We start from the raw sequence: 22,582 nt of genomic DNA on the forward strand, positions 1-22,582 counted from the left end.
CGGGGCTAGCAGACCATGCTGCTTTGTGTCAGGATTAGCCATGGCATGACGTTAAGGAACCCAATGAAAAAGATGTTGATCGCGGCCGCGCTGATTGTCAGCGGCCTTCTGAGCGGATGTAACCAGCTTACGCAATACTCGGTGAGCGAGCAGGAGATTAACCAGGCGCTGCAGAAACGTAATCACTTCGCCAAAGATATCGGCCTGCCTGGCGTAGCGGATGCGCATATTGAACTGCAAAACCTGACCAGCGCCATCGGTCGTGAAGAGCCTAACAAAGTGGCGCTGAGCGGAACCGCTAATCTGGATCTGAATTCGCTGTTTGGCAATCAGAAAGCGACCATCGACCTGAAGCTTAAAGCGCTGCCGGTGTTCAATAAAGAGCAAGGCGCGATTTATCTGCGTGAAATGGAAGTCGTCGATGCGAAAGTTAAGCCGGAAAAGCTCACCTCCGTGGTACAGACGCTGATCCCCTATCTGAATCAGTCGCTGCGCAGCTATTTCAACCAGCAACCGGCCTACGTTCTGCGTGAAGATGCCAGCACCGGCGAGGCCTTAGCGAAGAAATACGCTAAAGGCATTGAAGTGAAACCGGGCGAGATAATCATCCCCTTCACTGACTAAACGATAAGGGCGCTGAATATAGCGCCCTTAATTTTTTACGGAAATGAGTGCAAAGGAAAACGTTTACGCTTATCCTTAGTGCCCGGCAAAAAACAGCCCTGATGACTGAACCAATTAGCCGGAGCCTTCCATGACAGCACAACCCCAGGTATTGAAAATCCGCCGCCCTGACGACTGGCATATCCATCTTCGCGATGATGATATGTTAAAAACCGTCGTGCCTTACACCAGTGAGTTTTATGGCCGGGCGATCGTGATGCCGAATCTGGTACCGCCGGTAACGACCGTCGCTGCTGCCATTGCTTATCGCCAGCGCATCATCGATGCGATTCCCGCCGGGCATGATTTCACTCCGCTGATGACCTGCTACCTGACCGACACGCTCGACCCGGACGAACTGGAACGCGGATTCCATGAAGGCGTATTTACCGCAGCCAAACTCTACCCGGCAAACGCCACCACCAACTCCAGTCACGGTGTGACCAGCACCGATGCCATTATGCCGGTGCTGGAACGGATGGAAAAACTGGGCATGCCGCTACTGGTGCACGGCGAAGTTACCCACGCTGATATTGATATCTTCGATCGCGAAGCGCGCTTTATCGAGACGGTGATGGAACCGCTGCGCAAACGGCTGGCGGGGTTAAAAGTGGTCTTCGAACATATCACCACCAAAGATGCCGCTGAATACGTGCGCGACGGCAACGAACTGCTGGCCGCCACCATCACGCCGCAGCATCTGATGTTTAACCGCAATCATATGCTGGTTGGCGGTATTCGTCCGCATCTATACTGCCTGCCGATCCTCAAGCGCAATGTCCACCAGCAGGCGCTGCGTGAACTGGTCGCCAGCGGGTTCAGCCGCGCCTTCCTCGGCACCGACTCCGCCCCGCACGCGCGCCACCGTAAAGAGGCCAGCTGCGGCTGTGCGGGCTGTTTCAATGCCCCAACCGCGCTCGGCAGCTACGCCACCGTCTTTGAAGAGATGAACGCGCTGGCGCATTTTGAGGCTTTCTGCTCGCTGAATGGCCCGCGTTTCTACGGCCTGCCGGTGAATGAAAGCTACGTTGAACTGGTACGCGAAGAAAGCACCGTTGCCGAAAGCATCGCCCTTCCAGGCGATACGTTGGTGCCGTTCCTGGCCGGTGAAACCGTGCGTTGGACGATGAAAAAATAAAGTTTTTTGCCCCCTGTTGTAAATGCGCAAGCGTTACTGTATAAATAAACAGTATATTACCCAGGGGGCCATTATGCGCATCGAAGTGTCAATTGCCAAAACCACAGCCTTACCCAGCGGCGCGCTGGAAGCGCTGAATAACGAACTCTCTAAACGTATCGCTCAACACTACCCGGAACGTGAAAACCAGGTCACGGTACGTTATGCCGCCGGCAATAATTTGTCGGTCATCGGTGGTTTGAAAGAAGACAAAGACCGGATTAGCGAAATCCTGCAGGAAACCTGGGAAAGCGCCGACGACTGGTTTATCCACGACTAAGCCTCCGGGTTTGCTTACGCAAAATCAATTTGCTCCCTCATTGTGCTTTTTTTTGCCGGGTCGCCCCGGCTTTTTTATCTCCGCTTATAACTAAGACTTTCCTTAATATCCTGATAAATTCCTTAAAAAATAATGAGACCCAGGACGAAACTCGCGCAAAAAACCGCCAATCAGAGCAAAATTTGTCTCTAATTATTTATTTTCTCGAGTTTGTACTTAACTGCTGATATAATTAACGTGCTTCAGAAAACAAGCATTAAACCTCGAGAATTGTTGTCTTTTAACATATGAATAAGGGGTTATGATGGAAAAGAATAATGAAGTCATCCAGACCCATCCCCTCGTCGGATGGGACATCAGCACCGTTGATAGCTACGATGCGCTGATGTTGCGCCTGCACTACCAAAACCCCACGCAAGAAAGCAATAAAGAAGCAGAAATTGGCCAGACGCTATGGCTAACGACGGATGTCGCACGTCAGTTTATTTCTATTCTGGAAGCAGGAATAGCGAAGATAGAATCTGGCGATTACCAGGAAAATGAGTATCGCAGACATTAGCATCACCGATGATGTCTAAATATTCACTGAACAGGCACCTGCGGGTGCCTGAATTATTTTTCGCGCTTGTACATCCGGCTGATGTTAATTACCCTGCTAATAAAACAATAACCCGGAACTCACCATGCAATACGACCTCATCATTATCGGTAGTGGCTCCGTTGGCGCTGCCGCCGGCTATTACGCCCGTCGCGCCGGTCTGAATGTCCTGATGACCGATGCCCACAAACCGCCGCACCAGGAAGGCAGCCACCATGGCAGTACGCGGCTGATCCGTCACGCCTATGGCGAGGGCGAAAGATACGTGCCGTTGGTGCTACGCGCCCAGCAGCTATGGGACGAATTTGCGCAAAGTAGCGGCGAGGCCGTATTCGAAAAAACCGGAGTTATTAACCTTGGCCCCGCGAGCTCCGATTTTCTCAATAACGTGGCCCACAGCGCGCGTCAGTTTGAGCTTAACGTGGAAGAGCTGGATGCTGAGGCGGTCATGAAACGTTGGCCGGAGATTCGTATTCCGCAAGATTACCGGGCTATTTTTGAACCGGCTTCCGGCGTGTTACGCAGCGAGCTGGCGGTAGAAACCTGGATTCGCATGGCGCGCGAAGCGGGCTGCGCCCAACTGTTCAACTGCCCGGTTACCGCAATTCACCATCACACCGACGGCGTGACCATCGATACCGCCGATGGTAGCTACAGCGGCAAAAAACTGCTGATCAGCGCCGGAACCTGGGTAACAAAATTATTGCCGGAACTGCCCATTCAACCGGTACGTAAAGTCTTCGCCTGGTTCCAGGCCGATGGTCGCTATAGCGCGAAAAACAACTTCCCTGCTTTCACCGGCGAACTGCCGAATGGCGATCAGTATTATGGCTTCCCGGCAGAAGACAACGAATTGAAGATCGGCAAGCATAACGGCGGCCAGCTGATTTCCGAACCGGAAGAGCGTAAACCGTTTGGCGCGGTGGCCAGCGATGGCTCGGAGTCGTTCAACTTCCTGCGCAACGTGCTACCCGGGATTGGCGGCTGCCTGCACGGCGCCTCCTGCACTTACGATAATACGGTAGATGAAGACTTCATCATCGATACGCTTCCCGGTCACGACAATACATTACTCATTACCGGGTTAAGCGGTCACGGTTTCAAGTTTGCCCCGGTACTAGGGGAAATTGCGACGCAATTTGCGCAAGGCGAAACGACGGAGTTTGATCTCGCTCCCTTCTCGCTGGCGCGATTTTCACAATAATAGCCGGCCATAAAACAAAACGGCCTCAATCGAGGCCGTTTCATATCAGAGAGTGTGTATGCGTCGCCTGTATCACTGGTTAGTCAACAACGTGCGCGAGCACTTTATGATTTATCTCGCGCTGTGGCTGCTGCTAGCGGCAATCGACCTCATCTGGTTATGGTTTTACTGACGGGTCGGGATCCGGGATACCTAATTTGGTATTCAGACGGCCGCGGGATTTATTAAAAATCTTATTGCCATTCTCTCGTCCCGCCCGCAGTTTGCGCTGCTCCTCTTCCGGCAGTTTATGCTCTTCCATGCAGGCTTCGCTGCAGCAACCGGCAAATTTCTCGGCACAAGCCGGGCACTGAATAAACAGCAAATGGCAACCGTCATTCAGGCAATTGGTGTGGCTGTCGCACGGTGCGCCGCATTGATGGCAGTGGGCAATCACATCATCAGAAATACGCTCGCCCATTCTCTCGTCAAAGACAAAGTTCTTACCGATAAAGCGTACCGGTAAGCCCTGTTCACGGGCGCGTCGCGCGTACTCGATAATCCCGCCTTCAATGTGCCACACCTTATTGAAACCGCTATGTTTCATCCAGGCGCTGGCCTTCTCACAGCGAATGCCGCCGGTACAGTACATGACAATCTTCTTGTCTTTATACTCCTGCATCATCTCAACCGCTTTCGGCAATTGATCGCGGAAGGTATCCGCCGGAATTTCCATCGCGTTCTCGAAGTGGCCGACTTCGTACTCATAATGGTTGCGCATATCGATGAATACCGCGTCCGGATCGTCCAGCATCGCGTTCACTTCCGCCGCTTTCAGGTACTCGCCAACGTCAGAGGGGTTAAAGGTCGGGTCATCAATACCGTCGGCCACAATACGGTCGCGGACCTTGAGACGCAGGACCCAGAAGGATTTACCGTCATCATCCAGCGCGATATTCAGACGTAACCCCTTCAGCGCCGGGTCAAAGCCATCAAGAAATTCACGCAGCGCCGCGACCTTGCTTTCCGGCACGCTGATCTGCGCATTAATACCTTCATGCGCCAGATAGATGCGACCAAAGACATTCAGCTTAGTCAGCGCCAGCCACAGGGCATCACGGGTTGCTTTCGGGTCAACGATAGTGAAATATTTATAGAACGAGATCGTCGTGCGCGGCTCGGTTTCAGCCAACATCTGCGCCTTTAACGTCTCATTTGAAATGCGGTTGTGTAACACTGGCATGGTGTACCTGCTCGACATAGGAAATGAGTAAAATAAACGGCGGGCATCATATAGCAAACACCGTTAATTTACATCCCTACATTTTACGCTACATTTCATCCACGCAATTTTCAGTCATTAACAATCAGCTGCGGCAGGAGACGGCTTTTGGCGACAGCGGAAAAAAATGCGATAATAGAACGCGTTGTTAAATCAGACAGGTATGAAATGACCCATTTACCGAAATTTTCCGCCGCGCTGCTCCATCCGCGCTACTGGCTGCTTTGGCTGGGCATTGGCCTGTTGTGGTTAGTCGTCCAGCTCCCTTATCCGATTATCTACCGTCTCGGTAATGCCATCGGTCGCCTGGCAATGCGTTTTATGAAGCGCCGCGCAAAAATCGCTTATCGCAATCTTGAGCTCTGCTTTCCTGAGAAGAGCGAGCAAGAACGTCATCAACTGGTAGTGCAAAACTTTGAGTCCGTCGGCATGGGCCTGATGGAAACCGGCATGGCATGGTTCTGGCCTACCTGCCGCATTGCGCGCTGGACCGATACCATTGGCTTTGAATATGTCCGTGACGTGCAGGCGCAAAACCGCGGCATTCTGCTGATTGGTATCCATTTCCTGACGCTGGAAATGGGCGCGCGCATGTTCGGCATGAACGAGCCCGGTATCGGGGTTTATCGGCCAAATGACAACCCGGTTATCGACTGGCTGCAGACCTGGGGCCGCCTGCGTTCCAACAAAGATATGATTGACCGTAAAGATCTCAAAGGCATGATCCGCGCGCTAAAAAAAGGCGAAGTGGTCTGGTACGCCCCGGATCACGACTACGGCCCGACCGCCAGCGTCTTCGCGCCGCTGTTCGCCGTCGACCAGGCCGCCACCACTTCCGGCACCTGGATGCTGGCGAAAATGTCCAAAGCCTGCATTGTGCCGTTTGTCCCACGACGTAAACCAAACGGCAAAGGCTATGAGCTCATTATGCTGCCGCCGGAATGCGATCCGCCTCTGGAAAACGCAGAAACCACCGCCGCGTGGATGAACAAAATCGTCGAAAAATGCATCATGATGGCGCCAGAGCAATATATGTGGCTGCATCGCCGCTTTAAAACTCGTCCGGAAGGCGTACCTTCGCGCTACTGATTGACTCTCTATCCGGGTGGTCCTCGCCCGGATAAATTCTACCGCCAGTCCTTTTTAATACTCCTTTAGCTTTAAAAGCTACGCTCCATTGCGGCAACCATTTCTCAGGCGCATAATTAGCAGGCTCATATTTTCCTTTATTTTGACCCGCGCCGCGGGCCAGTGAGACCTTATGCCGTCTGCTGATACGCCTATCAACTGGAAACGAAATCTTACCGTCACCTGGCTTGGCTGCTTTTTAACCGGCGCCGCCTTTAGCCTCGTGATGCCTTTTTTGCCGCTCTACGTCGAACAGTTGGGCGTGACCGGCCATAGCGCGCTGAATATGTGGTCAGGGCTGGTCTTTAGCATTACCTTCCTGTTTTCCGCCATCGCCTCGCCGTTCTGGGGCGGATTGGCCGACCGTAAAGGGCGTAAGATTATGCTGCTACGCTCGGCGCTGGGGATGGCCATCGTCATGATGCTGATGGGCATGGCGCAGAACATATGGCAATTCCTGATCCTGCGCGCGCTGCTGGGTTTACTGGGCGGATTTATCCCCAATGCCAATGCGCTGATCGCGACCCAAATCCCGCGTCAGAAAAGCGGCTGGGCGCTAGGAACGCTTTCAACTGGCGCGGTAAGCGGCGCGCTGCTGGGCCCGCTGGCGGGCGGTTTCCTTGCCGACCACTGGGGATTGCGCACCGTCTTCTTCATGACCGCCACGGTGCTGTTTATCTGCTTCCTGTTCACCCTGTTTTTAATCCGCGAAAACTTTGTTCCGGTGAACAAAAAAGAGATGCTCAATGCCAGGGACGTTTTCGGTTCGCTTAAGAACCCGAAACTGGTGCTCAGCTTGTTCGTCACCTCATTGATTATCCAGGTCGCTACCGGATCCATTGCGCCGATCCTGACGCTCTACGTGCGCGACCTGGCGGGTAACGTCAGTAATATCGCCTTTATTAGCGGTATGATTGCCTCCGTACCCGGCATTGCCGCCCTGCTGAGCGCGCCACGTTTAGGCAAGCTCGGCGATCGTATCGGGCCGGAAAAGATCCTGATCGTTGCCCTGGTTATTTCCGTGCTGCTGTTAATCCCGATGTCCTTCGTACAGACGCCGCTGCAGCTAGGCATTCTGCGCTTTTTGCTCGGCGCCGCCGACGGCGCGCTGTTACCCGCCGTACAAACTCTGCTGGTCTACAACTCCACCAGCCAGATATCGGGGCGCATCTTCAGCTATAACCAGTCGTTTCGCGATATTGGTAACGTCACCGGGCCGTTAATCGGCGCCTCGGTCTCGGCCAACTACGGCTTCCGCGCCGTGTTCCTCGTCACCGCCTGCGTCGTCCTGTTTAACGCCTTTTACTCAACCATCAGTCTGCGCCGCCCACGGCACAACGCTTCAGCGGATGACGGAGGCTCGGGTAAACGTTCGGTAAATTAAGCGCTTCAGCGCTACTCTGCCTTGACGCCAGGCTAACCGCCTTCTATAGATTGAAACGTGTCCTTTTTCATTCTTCTTAGGGGGTTAGCTATGTCAACGGAATCAGTTTTCTACGCCACGCTTGAAGAGGCAATCGACGCCGCCCGGGAAGAGTTTTTGGCCGATAATCCCGACAGCGATGAAGAAAGTGCCGATATCGAACAGTTCAATATGCAGAAATACATTCTCCAGGACGGCGATATCGCCTGGCGGGCCGAATTCTTCGCCAGCGAAGATGAAGAAGGCGAGTGTTTGCCCATGCTCAGTGGTGAGGCGGCACAGAGCGTATTTGACGGCGATTATGACGAAATCGAGCTACGCCAGGAGTGGGTGGAAGAGAATACGCTACACGAATGGGACGAAGGCGAGTTTCAGCTGGAGCCCTCCCTGGATACCGAAGAGGGGCAGACCGCAGCCGATGAGTGGGATGAGCGTTAATTACTCGTAGGGACCATGGCTGGCGTCTAGCGGCAGCAGCAGCGTATCGAATACCAGCGAGAATGGCAGATCGAGAATAGTCAGATAGCGCCAGCCTGAATCGCGAACATCCCACTGTACACCGGGGTAATACTGGTTGCCATGGCCCTGCCCCGGCACCGTACGGCTAATAATGCTGCCGCAGCCGCTGAGGACCAGCGTCATGGCGATAAGCAGAAATATTCTCATTCACTTCCTCTCAGGCAAAAAAATACCGGCACAATTGCCGGTATTTTCCTTAACGTACGGCTTACTTCGTTTTCAACGCCAGCGGGTTCAGCGTGAGTTTCTGATACTCACCCACCCAGGAGGAGTATTTCTCCGGGGAGTTCCACACGCGATAGTGCAGGCGCGACATCGTTACCGGATCGCTTAACAGCACCAGCCGACGATCGCGGTTAAGCTTATCAGGCGTTTCATTTAGCGCCTGCTCGACGTGGCGTTCGCGGGCGATATCCAGGATATGCCCGTGGCGGTGACGCGCCGTTGCCATTGCCGTCGCCAGAGCGTTAAACGATGGGTTAAATACCGCGTGCATAAAGCCATCGCCCAGCGAACGCTGACGGTTCAGGGTCAGATAAGCATCGGTATCTTTCAATACCTGCGGCGGCGAATACTCTTCCGGGATCAGGAACAATTTCCAACGCTTAGTGCGCAGGCCTACCGTCGCGCGGCTGGAAATCGCCGAGACAAACGGAGAGAGGATCAGCGACACGACGATCGGCGCCAGCCAGAACAGGAAACGCAGATCCAGCCACGCCATGCCCACCGCCCATACCAGCCCCAGCAGCAGCTGTGAACCATGACGCATAAAGGCCTCGCCCCACGGCGTTGAGTCATCATCGCGCTGCGGTGAATTCCACACCACCTCCCAACCAAGGAACGCGCTGACCACGAACACGGTATGGAACAACATGCGTACCGGCGCCAGCAGCACCGAGAACAGCACCTCCAGCAGCAGGGAAAGCGTCACGCGGAAGAAGCCGCCGTACTCTTTCGGCCCCTTGCACCACACCAGAATGATACTCAGCAGTTTTGGCAGGAACAGCAGCACCATGGTCGAGGCAAACAGCGCGATAGCCAGCTCCGGACGCCACTGCGGCCATACCGGGAACAGCTGACGCGGCTGCAGGAAGTACTGCGGCTCGGTCAGGGCGTGCACGACCTGCAGCGCCGTCGACAGCGCGAGGAACATAAACCACAGCGGCGCCGACAGATAGGACATGACGCCGGTCAGGAATACCGCACGGTGTACCGGGTGCATCCCTTTTACCAGGAACAGGCGGAAGTTCATCAGGTTACCCTGACACCAACGGCGGTCGCGTTTCAGCTCATCCAGCAGGTTCGGCGGCAGCTCTTCATAGGAGCCCGGCAGATCGTAGGCGATCCAAACGCCCCACCCCGCACGGCGCATCAGCGCGGCTTCCACGAAGTCGTGCGACAGAATCGAGCCGGCAAAGTTACCTTCGCCCGGCAGCGGCGCCAGCGCACAGTGCTCAATGAACGGCTTCACGCGGATAATGGCGTTGTGGCCCCAATAGTGCGATTCCCCCAACTGCCAGAAGTGCAGCCCGGCGGTAAACAGCGGACCGTACACGCGGGTGGCGAACTGCTGGCAGCGCGCATACAGGGTATCCATACCGGAGGCGCGCGGCGAAGACTGGATGATCCCGGCATTCGGATTCGCTTCCATCAGGCGCACCAGCCCGCTCAGGCACTCGCCGGTCATCACTGAGTCAGCGTCGAGCACCACCATATAGCTATACTGGCTACCCCAGCGACGGCAGAAATCATCGATGTTGCCGCTTTTACGTTTCACGCGACGACGACGACGACGATAGAAGATCTGGCCTTCGCCCTGCACTTCAGCAATCAACTCCATCCACGCTTTCTGCTCGGCAACGCAGATGTCCGGGTCGTAGCTGTCGCTTAGCACATAAACGTCAAAGTGCGCAGCGTTACCCGTCGCTTTCACCGATTCCCAGGTGGCGCGCAGGCCGGCAAACACGCGGTCAACATCTTCGTTACAGATAGGCATGATAAGCGCGGTCCGGTGTTCCGGGTTCAGCGGCTCGTCGCCAACGGTGGATGCCGAAATACTGTATTTATCACGCCCGATCAGCAGTTGCAGGAATCCCATCAGGGCGGTCCAGAAACCGGCCGAGACCCAGCAGAACAGTACCGCGAAGAGGATCAGGATGCCGCTCTGCAATACGTACGGCAGTAATTGCATGAAGGAGACCCACAGATCCTGGCCAACCATATCGGATGGATTGATCAGCGCCCAGCCCTGATAAGGGAGGATGGTCTTCATATACCAGGTAGCCACTACCGTTTGCGCCAGCGTCAGCAGCAGCAAAATGTAGCGGCGAATGGTGCCGACGGTACGCCATTTCTGTTCGCTTTCGCGCTCTTCTTGCGTAAGACGAGAGAGATAGCGCGGGGTCACGTCGCGGCCGCGCAGACGATCCCAGAAGCGGCCTACCGGGTTGGTACGCCACGGATCCGGGATCATAGAAGAGCGTTTGGCTTTCGGCATCGCATGAAGCTGCGTGCGCCCTTCATCATCTTTCACCAGTTGCTCGCCGGCCAGAGAGTCCGGCCAGCTATGCTCCAGCCGCGCTTTTACCGATCCTAACGGGGAATCTTCATCGCGCGGAAAATGATGATGCTCTGCGTCAAGCGCTTCATGTACGGCTTGCAGGCTCGCATCAGGTAAAGCGGCTTTTTCTGCATCCGACAGCGGCAATGCGTCGATATAATTCGTTATCTTATTCATTGGCAGGCAGCTGATAGCTCCAGGTTTCGCTTAGCGTCTGATCGCCATTGACCAGCGCCGCGCGCATTTCCGTGGTTTTCTTCGGATCTTTCACTTTCACGCGCAGGGTCATACGCCAACCTTTAATAACCGGGTTATAGCGCACCGAGTTTTCCACGATTTCGGCGTTATCGCCGATGCTCGCCTGCGCCGTTACCGGAGTATCCGCCGCCATTTTTTTCATGTCAGCGCCGGTGAAATCAACGATGAAAGCGATAGTGCCATCTGGCTGGCGAATGAGATTAGACTGCTTCACATCACCGGTTGAGCGGCGAGTCTGCACCACATAAGCGTTGTCTGGGGCATGCAGTTTGTCTTCATCACGGCTAAAGGTAATGGAGTACTTGAAGTTCATCTCTTTGCCTGGTTCCGGCAGCTGATCCGGGGTCCAGTAGGTGACGATATTATCGTTGGTTTCATCGTTAGTCGGGATTTCAACCAATTCGACTTTACCCTTACCCCAGTCGCCTTTCGGGGTGATCCACGCGCTCGGGCGCTGGTCGTAACGATCGTCGAGATCTTCAAAGCGGGAGAACTGGCGGCCACGCTGCAGCAGGCCAAACCCTTGCGGGTTTTCCATCGCATAACTGCTAACGGCCAGATGTTTCGGGTTATTCAGCGGACGCCAGATCCACTCGCCGTTACCGGCAAGAATCGACAGACCGTTGGAGTCATGTAATTCCGGACGATAGTTGGTGGTCGGCGACGGTTGGTTCGGCCCAAACAGGAACATACTGGTCAACGGCGCCACACCAAGCTTGCCGACTTTGTCGCGCAGATAGACCTTCGACTGCACATCAACCACGGTGTCGCGGCCTGGCATAATCACAAAACGATAGGCGCCGGTCGCACGCGGGGAATCCAGCAGCGCATAGATGGTTAAGCGTTTATCGGTCGCTTTCGGACGCTCAATCCAGAACTCGCGGAAGCGAGGGAACTCTTCGCCGGACGGCAGCGCGGTATCGATAGCCAGGCCGCGGGCGGAAAGCCCATATACCTGACCCTGGCCCAGAACGCGGAAGTAGCTGGCACCGAGCATGCTGACGATTTCGTCATTCTTGTCTTTGCTATTGATCGGATACAGTACTTTGAAACCGGCGAAACCAAGGTCTTTCACCGTGTCTTTATCGTGCTGAACATTGCCAAAATTAAAATAATCCGGGCTATATTTAATTTTACGTACGCTGGTGCTGGTCACTTCATTAATAGTAACCGGCGTGTCGAAATACATACCCTGGTGGTAAAATTCCAGCTTGAACGGGGTCTTCAGGTTATTCCAGTAGGCTTTATCGTGATTGAACTGGATTTGCTGGTAATCCGCGTATTTCATATCGCGGAAGGCGGAGGGTAAGTTACTTTTCGGCGCTTCATAGCCTTTCCCGGCTAACGTTTTCGCCTGTTTTGCTACGTCATCAATGCTGAATGCCCATGCAGATGAAGTACACAGGGACAACATTACGGCTGCGCTTAACCAACGCATTTTCATCATCTGTGGTTTATGTTTCATAGTAAGTAAGCACTTCCCCCTTTGTGTGCTTAAATCGATCCGATCTATTTTAATGGAAACTCAGGCAATCCGACAACATAATCCCTGCATTGTTCAGCTTAGCGGACCAGGGAATAAACAGTTCTCTGTCCCATATTGCACTTTGCGTACTTATCCTGGAGACAGATTCCCTGAGTTCATGTAGGGTTGCTGGCAATGTACCCGTTATCGCCCTGAGTGATAAGACGAATTGTCTGAGATTGTTGTGAATTTATGAATAAAACACCAGTAGAACGTGAATATTTCTTCGACAGTATCCGCGCCTGGCTGATGCTGTTGGGGATCCCGTTTCACATCTCACTTATCTACTCCAGCCACAGCTGGCATGTGAATAGCCTGGAGCCCTCCTGGGGGCTAACGCTGTTCAACGATTTTATCCATGCCTTCCGTATGCAGGTCTTCTTTGTTATTTCCGGCTATTTCTCATACATGCTGTTTCTCCGCTATCCGCTGAAGAAATGGTGGAAAGTGCGCGTAGAGCGAGTTGGCATCCCGATGCTCACCGCGATCCCGCTGCTTACGCTGCCGCAGTTTCTGATGCTGCAATACGTCAATGGTAAAGCCCAGGACTGGCATACGCTCTCCGGCTATGACAAATTCAACACCCTGGCCTGGGAGCTTATCTCCCATCTGTGGTTTTTGCTGGTGCTCGTGGTGCTGACCACCGCTGGGGTAGTGCTGTTTAAGTGGCTGGCCAATCGGCGGAAAAAGCAGGACAACAGTTTTGGTGACACCGTCACATTCAGTCAATTATCACTGATTTTTCTGGGACTTGGCGTATTGTACGCGGTGATCCGTCGCACCATTTTTATTATTTATCCGCCGATTCTCAGTAACGGATTGTTTAACTTCATCGTGATGCAGACCCTGTTCTATCTGCCGTTTTTTATTCTCGGCGCGCAGACGTTCATCAATCCGCGGCTGAAAGCGATGTTCACCACCTCATCACCGTGGTGTTTTGTTGGCGCACTGCTGGGCTTTATCGCCTATCGTCTTAACCAGCAGTATGGTTCTGGCGATGGTTGGATGTATGAAACCGAATCAGTGATTACGATGGTACTGGGGCTGTGGATGGTAAACGTGGTGTTCTCACTGGGCCACCGCCTACTCAACTTCCAGTCCGCACGGGTGACTTACTTCGTCAACGCCTCGCTGTTTATCTACCTGGTGCACCATCCGCTGACTCTGCTGTATGGGGCATGGATTACGCCGATAATAAAATCGAACCTGTTAGGTTTTATCACCGGGCTGGTATTTGTGGTGGGGATTGCGCTGATATTGTACGAAATCCATCTACGTATTCCGCTGCTCCGCTTCCTGTTCTCGGGTAAACCGCAGCAAAAGCCGGCTAAAACGCCGGTGTCGGTTAACTAAACGCCTCAACCGGCAGCGCGCCCGCGTGCTGCCGGTGTAACGATTCATTCCGCCCGCAATAATCGCTGATAGATCTCCGCCGTTTCGTTATCAAAGCAGACGAAGCACACCCGTTCCAGCGGATTATATCGGGTGAGGAAAGCATTCACCGTTTTCACCGCAATTTCCGCCGCCGCCTGTTTCGGATAGCCATATACGCCGGTGCTGATAGCCGGAAAAGCAATAGAACGATAATTATTGGCTGCCGCCAGCAACAGACTATTGCGATAGGCATCCGCCAGTAATTCGGCTTCTTGCTCGCCGCCGCCGTGCCAGACGGGGCCGACCGCATGAATCACCGCGCTGGCCGGTAGATTACCGGCGCTGGTGATAACCGCATGCCCCGGAGGACATTCGCCCTGCTGCTGACGAACTATTTTGCACGCCGCCAGTAGTTCCGGGCCGGCTGCGCGATGAATGGCGCCATCAACGCCGCCGCCGCCCAGTAATGATGGGTTTGCCGCATTGACAATAACATCTACCTGCAACGTCGTAATATCGCCGAGAACCACTTCAGGTTGAACCACCATTTCCCCCTCCTGTCGGCAAACGTCTTCATACTCAGAGTGATGTCTACTATGGCATGATAGACCCCAAGGCGAAAGCCTGAGGGTCAGTAATTAGCGATAATTCACTTCGAGGATAGCGCGGGTATGTTGCGGATCAATATACTTTAATTGTGTCGAACCGACGGCGTCATTACTGTAATTCCCCGTCGTCAGCACCTGCGGCGAAATCGCCTGGCTACCCAGCCGCGGGCAGGCCATTTCAATCTTACCATTCATACTATTGGCCTCGCAGGAAGGGTCAACGACCTGCCCGTAAATGGCGACAACGCTGCCGGTCGGCGCGGCATTCACTGAGCCAAATAAGCATGACAACATCAGACATGGCACAGCTAAGGCGTGGATTTTTTTTATCACGGCAGACTCCTCTGTATGAATAGCAAAGAAGCAACAGGCCATCCCTGAGCGCACTGCGCCGCCCGACTACGGCAAGGCAATGATTGCGTTACAAAACACAAATATATTACTTTTTGTTTTCTTTTCGATAACAAAACCGATTCATCTTGATTTTGCTACAAAAAATCTGCGGGGGAATATCAGGTGAGAGACGGGAAAACCCCTGCAGGTCCGGCAGGGGCTGTACTGTTAACGATAATTCACTTCGAGGATAGCGTTAGTGTGCTGAGGATTAATGTAGGTTAATTGCGTAGATTTGATATTGGCATGTTGCAGATCCCCTCGGGCTACCTGCTGAGCAGAAAAAGTGACTGACTTCTGCTTAGCGCAGGCCATCGAGACCTGATCTTCTGAAGAACGAATTTTACAAGGCGGCTCGACAACGCCGCCGTGGAAACGAATCACGCCGCTTGCGGCGTTAGAGGTAGTTGAAAACGTCAATAAAGCGGGAAGGAAACAAACTGTAGCAAGTAGTACGCCAGTCATTTTTTTCACGGCAAAACCCCTCTGCGTAACGGTCAAAAAAACCTTACAAATCATCCATGAGCGCAGTTGAATACAAGCAACTACATACAAAATCAGTATATATATGAAGTACCTGTTGATACTTTTTTCTCTCCGTTTTTGCAAACGGTATCAAATTATTATGGTTTGTTTGCTCAAAATGTCTGCATTAAGAGGAAAAAACAATCGAAGAGGGGTTGATGCAAAAAGGCTTTCATGTAGTGCGTGACAGGAGCCTTGCTCCTGTCATCGAGGAAATGTGAAGAAAATCAGACGTTATCGTTAGCCAGAGACTTGCTCTTTGCCGCTCGTGCCGCCAGCCACAGTCCGCTGTTTTTCATGGCATAGCCGAAGACCAATCCCAGCGCCAGAGACGGCACGACAATGCGCCAGTCGCCGCTCGCGGCAAACGTCGCGCATGCGCCGATAAAGGTTCCGGGAACAAAAGAAAGTAGCAGCTGGCGCGCCTGAATACACATCAGGAAGGCGACTATTCCGGTCATCACGTAGCTGAGGATTTCTAACTGCGGCGCCAGCGCGCTACCGTAAATAATCACCAGCGCCCATATCACGCCGCTCATGACCGTGCAGGCAGAAATCAACAGCCCTTTCAGGCCGCCTTGTGGGCACGCGAAATAGGCCGTACAGCCGAGGAATCCGGCCCAGCTCAGCAGGCCAAGTGAGACCGCCACCCATCCCCAGATACCGGAGAGAATGCCCGTCGTGAGTGCGATTGCGAAGAGTATGTTCATGCCGCGTATCATAGCAGATACGCGGCAACCAAATGCGATCCAGAACACACAATATGAAAGCGTGAGTTTGCTGTTTCACAATAAAGGTGACTTTAGTCACATTTATTCGTCGTTTTCTTCCTGCAGTTCATCCCACATGGCGGAAATCGCTTCACGCGTTAATAGCGCCATGGTGCGCCAGAATGCGGTTTGCGCATGCGCCTCCACTTTTCCAAGGAAGGTACCGCACCACGGTAATAGATAATCGGCAAATAACGTTTCCAGCGTTTCGCTTTCATCTTCCGTGGCGTGATCTTCAAGCCATGATGCGGCCAGCAGTAAGGATCCAATATGATCGGTTGGGCCTTCGCCAGTAGGAATGCCGTGTTGCGTCAGAAAACCACGAACTTCCGCTTCAGTTGCCCCTTCAACCCACGCGCTGCGATAAGGCGAGACCGCACATTCTTCCCCAACGAACAGGGCGTTATAATCAGCGGTTAACGGCTGGGTATCACAACTCTTCTGCAGACGCTCCAGTAATTCATCCTGTTCCAGCGGCCAACTGGCGGCCAGCTTGCCATCGCGAATCAGCGTGAACAGCGGCACCAACAGCGGGTCCTGCGGTTGACGATAATACAGCGAGCCCAGCACGCGACAGAGGATTGAAAATTCATTCATACAATATGTTCCAGTGGTTCAAATTAAAGGTCTGCAAATTCCGCAATCGCCGTCATCCCACGCGATTCGAGGAAATTCAGTAGTCGACGCGGGCTGACGTTAAGGATCCGCTCTTCCGGGAAATTCACCGCGTCGAGGATTTTGCGGCATTCGGTAAATTCGCCAAGGGTAAAGGCGGTATGGGAGTCCGAACCCAGCGCCACCCAACCACCCGCATCACGCACGGCGGCGGCGATCGCCCGGCAATTATCCTCACTACCAATACGCGACGAAAGGAAAGAGGAATTATTAATTTCCAGCGCCACATGATGCTTTGCCGCCGCTTCGGCTACCGCTGGAATATCGATTGGGAACTTCGGATTACCAGGATGGCTAATCATGTGGACTGCGCCACTGGCAATCGCGGCAATCATCGCTTCAGTGTGGGTGGCTTTATCCTGAGGCGGGAATACCGGCTCATGAAAACCGGCAATGATCAGATCCAGCGAGGTCAGCATTGGTCCGGTACAGTCAATTTCACCCTGGGTATTTTTGATATTCGCTTCAATGCCGCGCAGGATGCCGACGCCATCAACCAGACGCGGCCAGATACGCATATTGACGAAATGCCAGTAGTGCGGGGCATCGGCCATATCCGGGCCGTGATCGGTGATGGCAAAAAGTTTGATGCCTTTACGTTTGGCCTCGGCAATATAGTCATGCAAGGTACTGTAGGCGTGGGTGCTGGCGACGGTATGCATGTGCAGGTCAACAGGATACATCACAATCTCCTCCTCTGTTTGTGGCAAGAATAGCAGGAATCAGGAGTCATGATCAGTAAAAACCCCGCCGTAGCGGGGTTATCGATTAGTAGCCGCGCTGGCGGTCGACCTGCCCGCTGACCGTTTCTCCACGCTCCAGGCGGCTAATGGTGCTGGCAATATAGGCAATTGCTTCCTGCGGACGGGTAACGGCGGCAATATGCGGCGTCATGGCCACGCGCGGATGCGCCCACAGCGGGCTCTCTTTCGGCAGCGGTTCGCGGCTAAAGACATCCAGCATCGCCCCTTTCAGTTTGCCGCTATCAAGCGCCGCCAGTAGATCCGGCTCGACGATATGCACGCCGCGGGCAAGGTTCAGAACATAGCTGTTATCCGGCAACTGGGACAGTAGCGTTTTATTGATGATACCGACAGTTTCGGCCGTATTGGGCAACAGGTTGATCAGCACGCGGGTTTCTCGGAGAAACGCGCCCAACTCTTCCTGACCGGCAAAACTCTCGACCTGCGGCCAGGATTTGTGGCTACGGCTCCAGCAGCGCATCGGGAATCCCCAGCGCAACAGGCTTTCCGCAACTTTGCCGCCCAACACCCCTGCCCCCATGATGCCAATAGTGAAATCCTCGCGGCGGTATTCCGGCAAGGGTTGCCAGCGGGATTCCTGCTTCAGCGCATGATAATCATCAAAGCGACGGAACCAGTGCAGTACCTGGCTTACCGCATATTCCTGCATCTGCAGTCCCATGCCGGTATCTTCGAGGCGGAACAGCGGGACAGAAAGCGGCAGCATTTCCGGATACTCCCGCAGCTTGCTAAGAATGGAATCCACGCCAGCGCCGAGAGCAAAAACCGCTTTCAGCTCGCGTCCCTGAAGCATTTCTACCGGTGGATGCCAGACCAGCGCATAGTCGGCTGGTTGATTGTCGCCAGGTTTCCACTCACGAACGCGCGCTCCCGGCAGATGTTTTTCCAACTCTGCTATCCAGTACGGGGTATCGAACGTCGGGTGGTAAAAAATAATCTCCATAATGACTCCTGATTACTGACGCGTGAGTAGGTTGAGGTTTGCGTCGTGTTTTACTCTTTGTTTTGTATTGGTTTGCCAGCATAACAAATTTCGTATCGCTATCGAGGAATAAAGAGAATGGTGACAAAAAAAACGATTCCCGCGCGTTTAAGAAGCAAGTTGTTTGAAGTTTGGCTAAACGCATCTTTTTTTAAAAAAGTTGATTGACGGGAGATACGTATTTCCCTACATTAGCGCCCGTTCCCAGCAACAACGGGAAAGACAATATGGTGAGGTGTCCGAGTGGCTGAAGGAGCACGCCTGGAAAGTGTGTATACGGCAACGTATCGGGGGTTCGAATCCCCCCCTCACCGCCATATTCGAGATGAGAGCTCGTACGAAAGTACGGGCTCTTTTCTTTTATATTCTCCGTTAGGGGGGACGAGAACCCCCGACCGGGGTTCGACAACTGGCGCAGCCAGTTGGACAGACCGCGAACGCAGTAAGCGGGCTGCCCCGCAGGGGCGAGCGAAGCGAGTCAATCCCCCCCTCACCGCCATATTCGAGATGAGAGCTCGTACGAAAGTACGGGCTCTTTTTTCGCATGTGGCACCGCCGCCCTTCCCGGGGTCGGCATAAATGCCTCGCCCGGGCTACCCATCCCACAGGCCGCACCACCAACCAGTAGCCCGGCCAAGCGCAGCGCCGCCGGGAATCCCACAGCCGCACCACCAGTAGCCCGTCCAGGCGCAGCGTCGCCGGAAATCCCGCAGGCCGCACCACCAGTAGCCCGTCCAAGCGCAGCGCCGCCGGGGAAAAAGAGTCTAAGCTAATCCTCTTCCATCCGCTGATACTCTTCGCTGAGATAATCCACCAGCGCTCTGACAGAAGGTAATAAACCGCGCCGCGAGGCAAACACCGCATGAATGACTTCCCGCCGCGGCTGCCACTCATCAAGCACGATCTCCAACTCCCCTGATGCCAGCTGATCGCGCACCATTAATAAAGGAAGCTGTACCACGCCAACGCCCGCCATAGCCGCCTCGCGCAGCGCCAGCATATCGCTGGTCACCATTCGCGGGGTGAAATAAACCTCGGCTCGCGCCCCCTCCGGGCCGGTCAATTGCCATTTATGCTGATGTTTTCCGGCGCCAATACTTAGCCCCGGCCAGGTACTCAATTCCGCCGGCGCCTGTGGGCGCCCAAGCCGAGCGATCAGCGCCGGACTCGCCACCAGGCGATGGCCGCGATCGGCCAACACCCGCATGACCAGGTCGCTATCTTCAAATGGCCTTGGCCGCACGCGGATGGCCACATCAACCCCCTCGCCCACCACGTCCACCCGCCGGTTAGTGGCTTCCAGATGTAGCGTCACCCCTGGGTATCGCACCATAAAGCGCGCCAGCATCGGGCCAACATGGGCATGCAACAGGGTTACCGGACAGGTGAGCTTAACGCTGCCGCGCGGTTCAGACTGCAGCGTTTCTACCGCCTGATGCGCCGCTTCGGCTTCTATCAACATCGCCTTGCAGTGTTGATAGAAAGTTTGGCCGACTTCCGTTACGGCGAACTGTCGGGTGGTTCGTTGAATCAGGCGCACGCCCAGGCGTTCTTCCAGTTGCGCAATGCGGCGGCTGAGTTTGGATTTAGGCTGGTCGAGCGCCCGACCGGCAGCGGCAAAACCGCCATGGTCTACCACCTGAACAAACCAGGCCAGATCGTTGAGGTCATGCATCCTTCTCTCCATCGTTCCATTTTTAGAACAGTATAGGTCATTTTCGCTATCTACCGGAATATTAGCTCCAGATATAAGCTTATTCACATCAGATACAGACATGCAGGAGATAACCATGAAACAGATTACTGGCGTTTACACCGCCCCTTCGCAGCACTGGGTGGGCGACGGTTTCCCGGTTCGCTCAATGTTTTCTTACCAGACCCACGGCGAACAACTGAGCCCATTTTTACTGCTCGACTATGCCGGTCCGCATACTTTTCCGGCGGGAAGCGGTAAACGCGGCGTCGGCGAGCATCCGCATCGCGGATTCGAAACCGTCACCATTGTCTACTCCGGTGAAGTAGAGCATCGCGACTCAACCGGCAGAGGCGGCGTTATCGGCCCAGGCGACGTGCAGTGGATGACGGCTGGCGCCGGGATACTGCATGAAGAGTTCCACTCCGAAGCGTTCACCCGCTCTGGCGGTGAACTGAAAATGATGCAGCTGTGGGTCAACCTGCCGGCGAAAGACAAAATGACGACTCCGGGCTATCAGAGCATTACCGCAGACGTCATTCCGCAAGCGACGCTGGAAGACAATGCCGGGACCTTCAGAGTGATTGCCGGGCGTTACGGCGATGTTGCCGGCCCAGCGCACACATTCTCACCGTTAAACGTGTGGGATATGCAGCTCAAACAAAGTCACGATGTGACATTGCGTCAGCCGGAAGGCTGGAGCACCGCGTTGGTCGTACTGGAAGGTGAAGTCACCGTTAACGGTACGGAAAACGCCCGGGAAGGACAGCTGGTGGTGCTGAGCCAGAAAGGCGAAGCCTTCCATCTGGAAGCGGGCTCCGACGCGAAAGTTCTGCTGATGGCCGGCGAGCCGCTGCAGGAGCCGATCGTGGGCTACGGCCCGTTTGTGATGAATACCAAAACGCAAATTGCCGAGGCAATTCACGATTTTAACAGCGGCCGTTTTGGCCAAATCTAACGAAATTGAGGTGAAGAATATGTCTACTCCAGCTAACTTTAACGGTTCTCGTCCGGTGATTGATGTTAACGATACCGCGATGCTGTTGATTGACCACCAAAGCGGCCTGTTCCAGACCGTTGGCGATATGCCGATGCCAGAACTGCGCGCTCGCGCCGCCGCGCTGGCGAAAATGGCATCCCTTGCCGGGATCCCGGTGATCACCACCGCTTCCGTACCGCAAGGCCCGAACGGCCCGTTGATTCCGGAAATTCATGAGAACGCGCCGCATGCGAAATATATTGCGCGTAAAGGCGAAATCAATGCCTGGGACAACCCGGAGTTTGTCGCCGCGGTGAAAGCGACCGGGCGCAAAATCTTAATCATCGCCGGTACCATTACCAGCGTCTGCATGGCTTTCCCGGCAATTGCCGCCGTCGCCGACGGTTATAAGGTGTTTGCCGTTATCGACGCCTCGGGTACCTATAGCAAAATGGCGCAGGAGATCACCCTGGCCCGCGTAGTCCAGGCCGGTGTAGTGCCAATGGATACTGCTGCGGTAGCCTCTGAACTGCAGCGCACCTGGAACCGTCCGGATGCCGCCGAGTGGGCTGAGGTGTATACCAAAGTCTTCCCGGCGTACCAGTTGCTGATTGAAAGCTACAGCAAGGCGCAGGATGTCGTGAAGAACAACGAAAAGCTGGATTCCCAGCGTTAAAATAGCTGCCCCGTCGATGAATCGACGGGGCAGTGTTCATTGCTTAACCGAACGATAAAGAAAGAAAAAAATATGCTTGACCGTTTTAGCGCAACTCCCTATAGTAGCGCCCCGTTGCCCACCCAAGGTGAGCAGCAAGACAATATGGTGAGGTGTCCGAGTGGCTGAAGGAGCACGCCTGGAAAGTGTGTATACGGCAACGTATCGGGGGTTCGAATCCCCCCCTCACCGCCATATTCGAGATGAGAGCTCGTACGAAAGTACGGGCTCTTTTCTTTTATATTCTCCGTTAGGGGGGACGAGAACCCCCGACCGGGGTTCGACAACTGGCGCAGCCAGTTGGACAGACCGCGAACGCAGTAAGCGGGCTGCCCCGCAGGGGCGAGCGAAGCGAGTCAATCCCCCCCTCACCGCCATATTCGAGATGAGAGCTCGTACGAAAGTACGGGCTCTTTTTTCGCATGTGGCACCGCCGCCCTTCCCGGGGTCGGCATAAATGCCTCGCCCGGGCTACCCATCCCACAGGCCGCACCACCAACCAGTAGCC

24 protein-coding genes and 2 tRNA genes are annotated in these 22,582 nt (G+C 54.3%); 14 read left to right on the forward strand and 12 right to left on the reverse strand.

Annotated elements, in window-relative coordinates:
• The first annotated feature begins 63 nt into the window (after positions 1-63).
• The 6 genes from PGR09_RS17675 to PGR09_RS17700 all read left to right on the forward strand — a co-directional run bounded on the left by PGR09_RS17675 (position 64) and on the right by PGR09_RS17700 (position 4,094).
• A complete protein-coding gene (locus PGR09_RS17675; RefSeq protein WP_015367205.1) occupies positions 64-624 on the forward strand; it encodes a lipoprotein in 561 nt (186 codons plus the stop codon).
• Between the two features lie 130 nt (positions 625-754).
• The gene (gene pyrC / locus PGR09_RS17680) at positions 755-1,801 is read left to right on the forward strand and encodes a dihydroorotase (protein WP_430916358.1); all 1,047 of its coding nucleotides are present in this window, start codon (positions 755-757) and stop codon (positions 1,799-1,801) included.
• Between the two features lie 73 nt (positions 1,802-1,874).
• The gene (gene dinI, locus PGR09_RS17685; RefSeq protein ID WP_045393647.1) at positions 1,875-2,120 is read left to right on the forward strand and encodes a DNA damage-inducible protein I; all 246 of its coding nucleotides are present in this window, start codon (positions 1,875-1,877) and stop codon (positions 2,118-2,120) included.
• Between the two features lie 304 nt (positions 2,121-2,424).
• Positions 2,425-2,679, forward strand: a complete 255-nt coding sequence (gene bssS / locus PGR09_RS17690) for a biofilm formation regulator BssS (protein ID WP_045393644.1) — start codon at positions 2,425-2,427, stop codon at positions 2,677-2,679.
• A gap of 124 nt (positions 2,680-2,803) precedes the next feature.
• Entirely contained in the window at positions 2,804-3,922 is a 1,119-nt protein-coding gene (gene solA / locus PGR09_RS17695; RefSeq protein ID WP_430916359.1) for an N-methyl-L-tryptophan oxidase, read from the forward strand.
• A gap of 58 nt (positions 3,923-3,980) precedes the next feature.
• A complete protein-coding gene (locus PGR09_RS17700; RefSeq protein WP_064571551.1) occupies positions 3,981-4,094 on the forward strand; it encodes a DUF2770 family protein in 114 nt (37 codons plus the stop codon).
• Here PGR09_RS17700 and PGR09_RS17705 read toward each other — a convergent pair.
• On the reverse strand, positions 4,080-5,144 hold the full coding sequence (locus PGR09_RS17705) for a rhodanese-related sulfurtransferase (RefSeq protein WP_049061350.1): 1,065 nt from the start codon (positions 5,142-5,144) through the stop codon (positions 4,080-4,082). The two genes, PGR09_RS17700 and PGR09_RS17705, sit on opposite strands and share 15 nt — an antisense overlap.
• A 207-nt stretch (positions 5,145-5,351) precedes the next feature.
• Between PGR09_RS17705 and PGR09_RS17710 the strand changes: the two genes are divergently transcribed.
• The 3 genes from PGR09_RS17710 (at position 5,352) to PGR09_RS17720 (ending at position 8,172) form a co-directional block, all read left to right on the forward strand.
• A complete protein-coding gene (locus tag PGR09_RS17710) occupies positions 5,352-6,272 on the forward strand; it encodes a Kdo(2)-lipid IV(A) acyltransferase (RefSeq protein ID WP_430916360.1) in 921 nt (306 codons plus the stop codon).
• 172 nt (positions 6,273-6,444) lie between these two features.
• Positions 6,445-7,695, forward strand: coding sequence for a multidrug efflux MFS transporter MdtG (gene mdtG / locus PGR09_RS17715; protein ID WP_047066444.1), 1,251 nt, complete (start codon positions 6,445-6,447; stop codon positions 7,693-7,695).
• A gap of 90 nt (positions 7,696-7,785) precedes the next feature.
• Entirely contained in the window at positions 7,786-8,172 is a 387-nt protein-coding gene (locus PGR09_RS17720) for a MysB family protein (protein ID WP_045393629.1), read from the forward strand.
• Here the strand turns inward: PGR09_RS17720 and PGR09_RS17725 are convergent, their stop codons facing one another.
• The 3 genes from PGR09_RS17725 to mdoG form a co-directional block, all read right to left on the reverse strand.
• Positions 8,173-8,400, reverse strand: coding sequence for a YceK/YidQ family lipoprotein (locus tag PGR09_RS17725; protein ID WP_045393628.1), 228 nt, complete (start codon positions 8,398-8,400; stop codon positions 8,173-8,175).
• A gap of 61 nt (positions 8,401-8,461) precedes the next feature.
• The gene (gene mdoH / locus PGR09_RS17730) at positions 8,462-10,990 is read right to left on the reverse strand and encodes a glucans biosynthesis glucosyltransferase MdoH (RefSeq protein WP_047046912.1); all 2,529 of its coding nucleotides are present in this window, start codon (positions 10,988-10,990) and stop codon (positions 8,462-8,464) included.
• Positions 10,983-12,536, reverse strand: a complete 1,554-nt coding sequence (mdoG, locus tag PGR09_RS17735; protein ID WP_047046915.1) for a glucans biosynthesis protein MdoG — start codon at positions 12,534-12,536, stop codon at positions 10,983-10,985. The genes mdoH and mdoG overlap by 8 nt, the downstream gene beginning before the upstream one ends.
• A gap of 252 nt (positions 12,537-12,788) precedes the next feature.
• On the opposite strand from mdoG, the gene mdoC reads away from it, so the two are divergent.
• On the forward strand, positions 12,789-13,949 hold the full coding sequence (gene mdoC, locus PGR09_RS17740; protein WP_045393621.1) for a glucans biosynthesis protein MdoC: 1,161 nt from the start codon (positions 12,789-12,791) through the stop codon (positions 13,947-13,949).
• Between the two features lie 44 nt (positions 13,950-13,993).
• Here the strand turns inward: mdoC and ymdB are convergent, their stop codons facing one another.
• The 7 genes from ymdB to ghrA form a co-directional block, all read right to left on the reverse strand.
• Complete coding sequence (gene ymdB, locus PGR09_RS17745) at positions 13,994-14,518, reverse strand: O-acetyl-ADP-ribose deacetylase (RefSeq protein WP_045393619.1); 525 nt, start codon at positions 14,516-14,518, stop codon at positions 13,994-13,996.
• Between the two features lie 90 nt (positions 14,519-14,608).
• A complete protein-coding gene (locus PGR09_RS17750; RefSeq protein ID WP_052766969.1) occupies positions 14,609-14,911 on the reverse strand; it encodes a hypothetical protein in 303 nt (100 codons plus the stop codon).
• Positions 14,912-15,139: 228 nt separating this feature from the next.
• The gene (locus tag PGR09_RS17755; protein ID WP_226473727.1) at positions 15,140-15,436 is read right to left on the reverse strand and encodes a fimbrial assembly protein; all 297 of its coding nucleotides are present in this window, start codon (positions 15,434-15,436) and stop codon (positions 15,140-15,142) included.
• A gap of 287 nt (positions 15,437-15,723) precedes the next feature.
• Positions 15,724-16,206 carry a DUF1097 domain-containing protein gene (locus tag PGR09_RS17760; RefSeq protein WP_045386447.1) on the reverse strand — a complete coding sequence of 161 codons (483 nt, stop codon included), beginning with the start codon at positions 16,204-16,206 and terminating at the stop codon, positions 15,724-15,726.
• Between the two features lie 102 nt (positions 16,207-16,308).
• Positions 16,309-16,863 carry a TorD/DmsD family molecular chaperone gene (locus PGR09_RS17765; protein WP_045393616.1) on the reverse strand — a complete coding sequence of 185 codons (555 nt, stop codon included), beginning with the start codon at positions 16,861-16,863 and terminating at the stop codon, positions 16,309-16,311.
• A 23-nt stretch (positions 16,864-16,886) separates the two neighbouring features.
• A complete protein-coding gene (locus PGR09_RS17770; RefSeq protein ID WP_047046923.1) occupies positions 16,887-17,624 on the reverse strand; it encodes a phosphatase in 738 nt (245 codons plus the stop codon).
• Positions 17,625-17,709: 85 nt separating this feature from the next.
• Positions 17,710-18,648, reverse strand: a complete 939-nt coding sequence (gene ghrA, locus PGR09_RS17775; RefSeq protein ID WP_430916361.1) for a glyoxylate/hydroxypyruvate reductase GhrA — start codon at positions 18,646-18,648, stop codon at positions 17,710-17,712.
• Between the two features lie 268 nt (positions 18,649-18,916).
• Between ghrA and PGR09_RS17780 the strand changes: the two genes are divergently transcribed.
• A tRNA-Ser gene (locus tag PGR09_RS17780) sits at positions 18,917-19,004 on the forward strand.
• 452 nt (positions 19,005-19,456) lie between these two features.
• On the opposite strand, the gene PGR09_RS17785 is transcribed toward PGR09_RS17780, so the two are convergent.
• Positions 19,457-20,362, reverse strand: coding sequence for a LysR family transcriptional regulator (locus tag PGR09_RS17785; protein WP_047046926.1), 906 nt, complete (start codon positions 20,360-20,362; stop codon positions 19,457-19,459).
• A 115-nt stretch (positions 20,363-20,477) separates the two neighbouring features.
• Between PGR09_RS17785 and PGR09_RS17790 the strand changes: the two genes are divergently transcribed.
• From PGR09_RS17790 to PGR09_RS17800, 3 genes are all read left to right on the forward strand, one after another.
• The gene (locus PGR09_RS17790) at positions 20,478-21,338 is read left to right on the forward strand and encodes a pirin family protein (protein ID WP_430916362.1); all 861 of its coding nucleotides are present in this window, start codon (positions 20,478-20,480) and stop codon (positions 21,336-21,338) included.
• A gap of 19 nt (positions 21,339-21,357) precedes the next feature.
• Positions 21,358-22,035, forward strand: coding sequence for an isochorismatase family protein (locus PGR09_RS17795; RefSeq protein WP_430916363.1), 678 nt, complete (start codon positions 21,358-21,360; stop codon positions 22,033-22,035).
• 146 nt (positions 22,036-22,181) lie between these two features.
• Positions 22,182-22,269 (forward strand) — tRNA-Ser (locus PGR09_RS17800).
• The last annotated feature ends 313 nt before the right edge of the window (positions 22,270-22,582 follow it).

Source organism: Klebsiella sp. 141251 (assembly GCF_050600725.1).
GTDB classification, from domain to species: Bacteria; Pseudomonadota; Gammaproteobacteria; order Enterobacterales; family Enterobacteriaceae; genus Klebsiella; species Klebsiella aerogenes.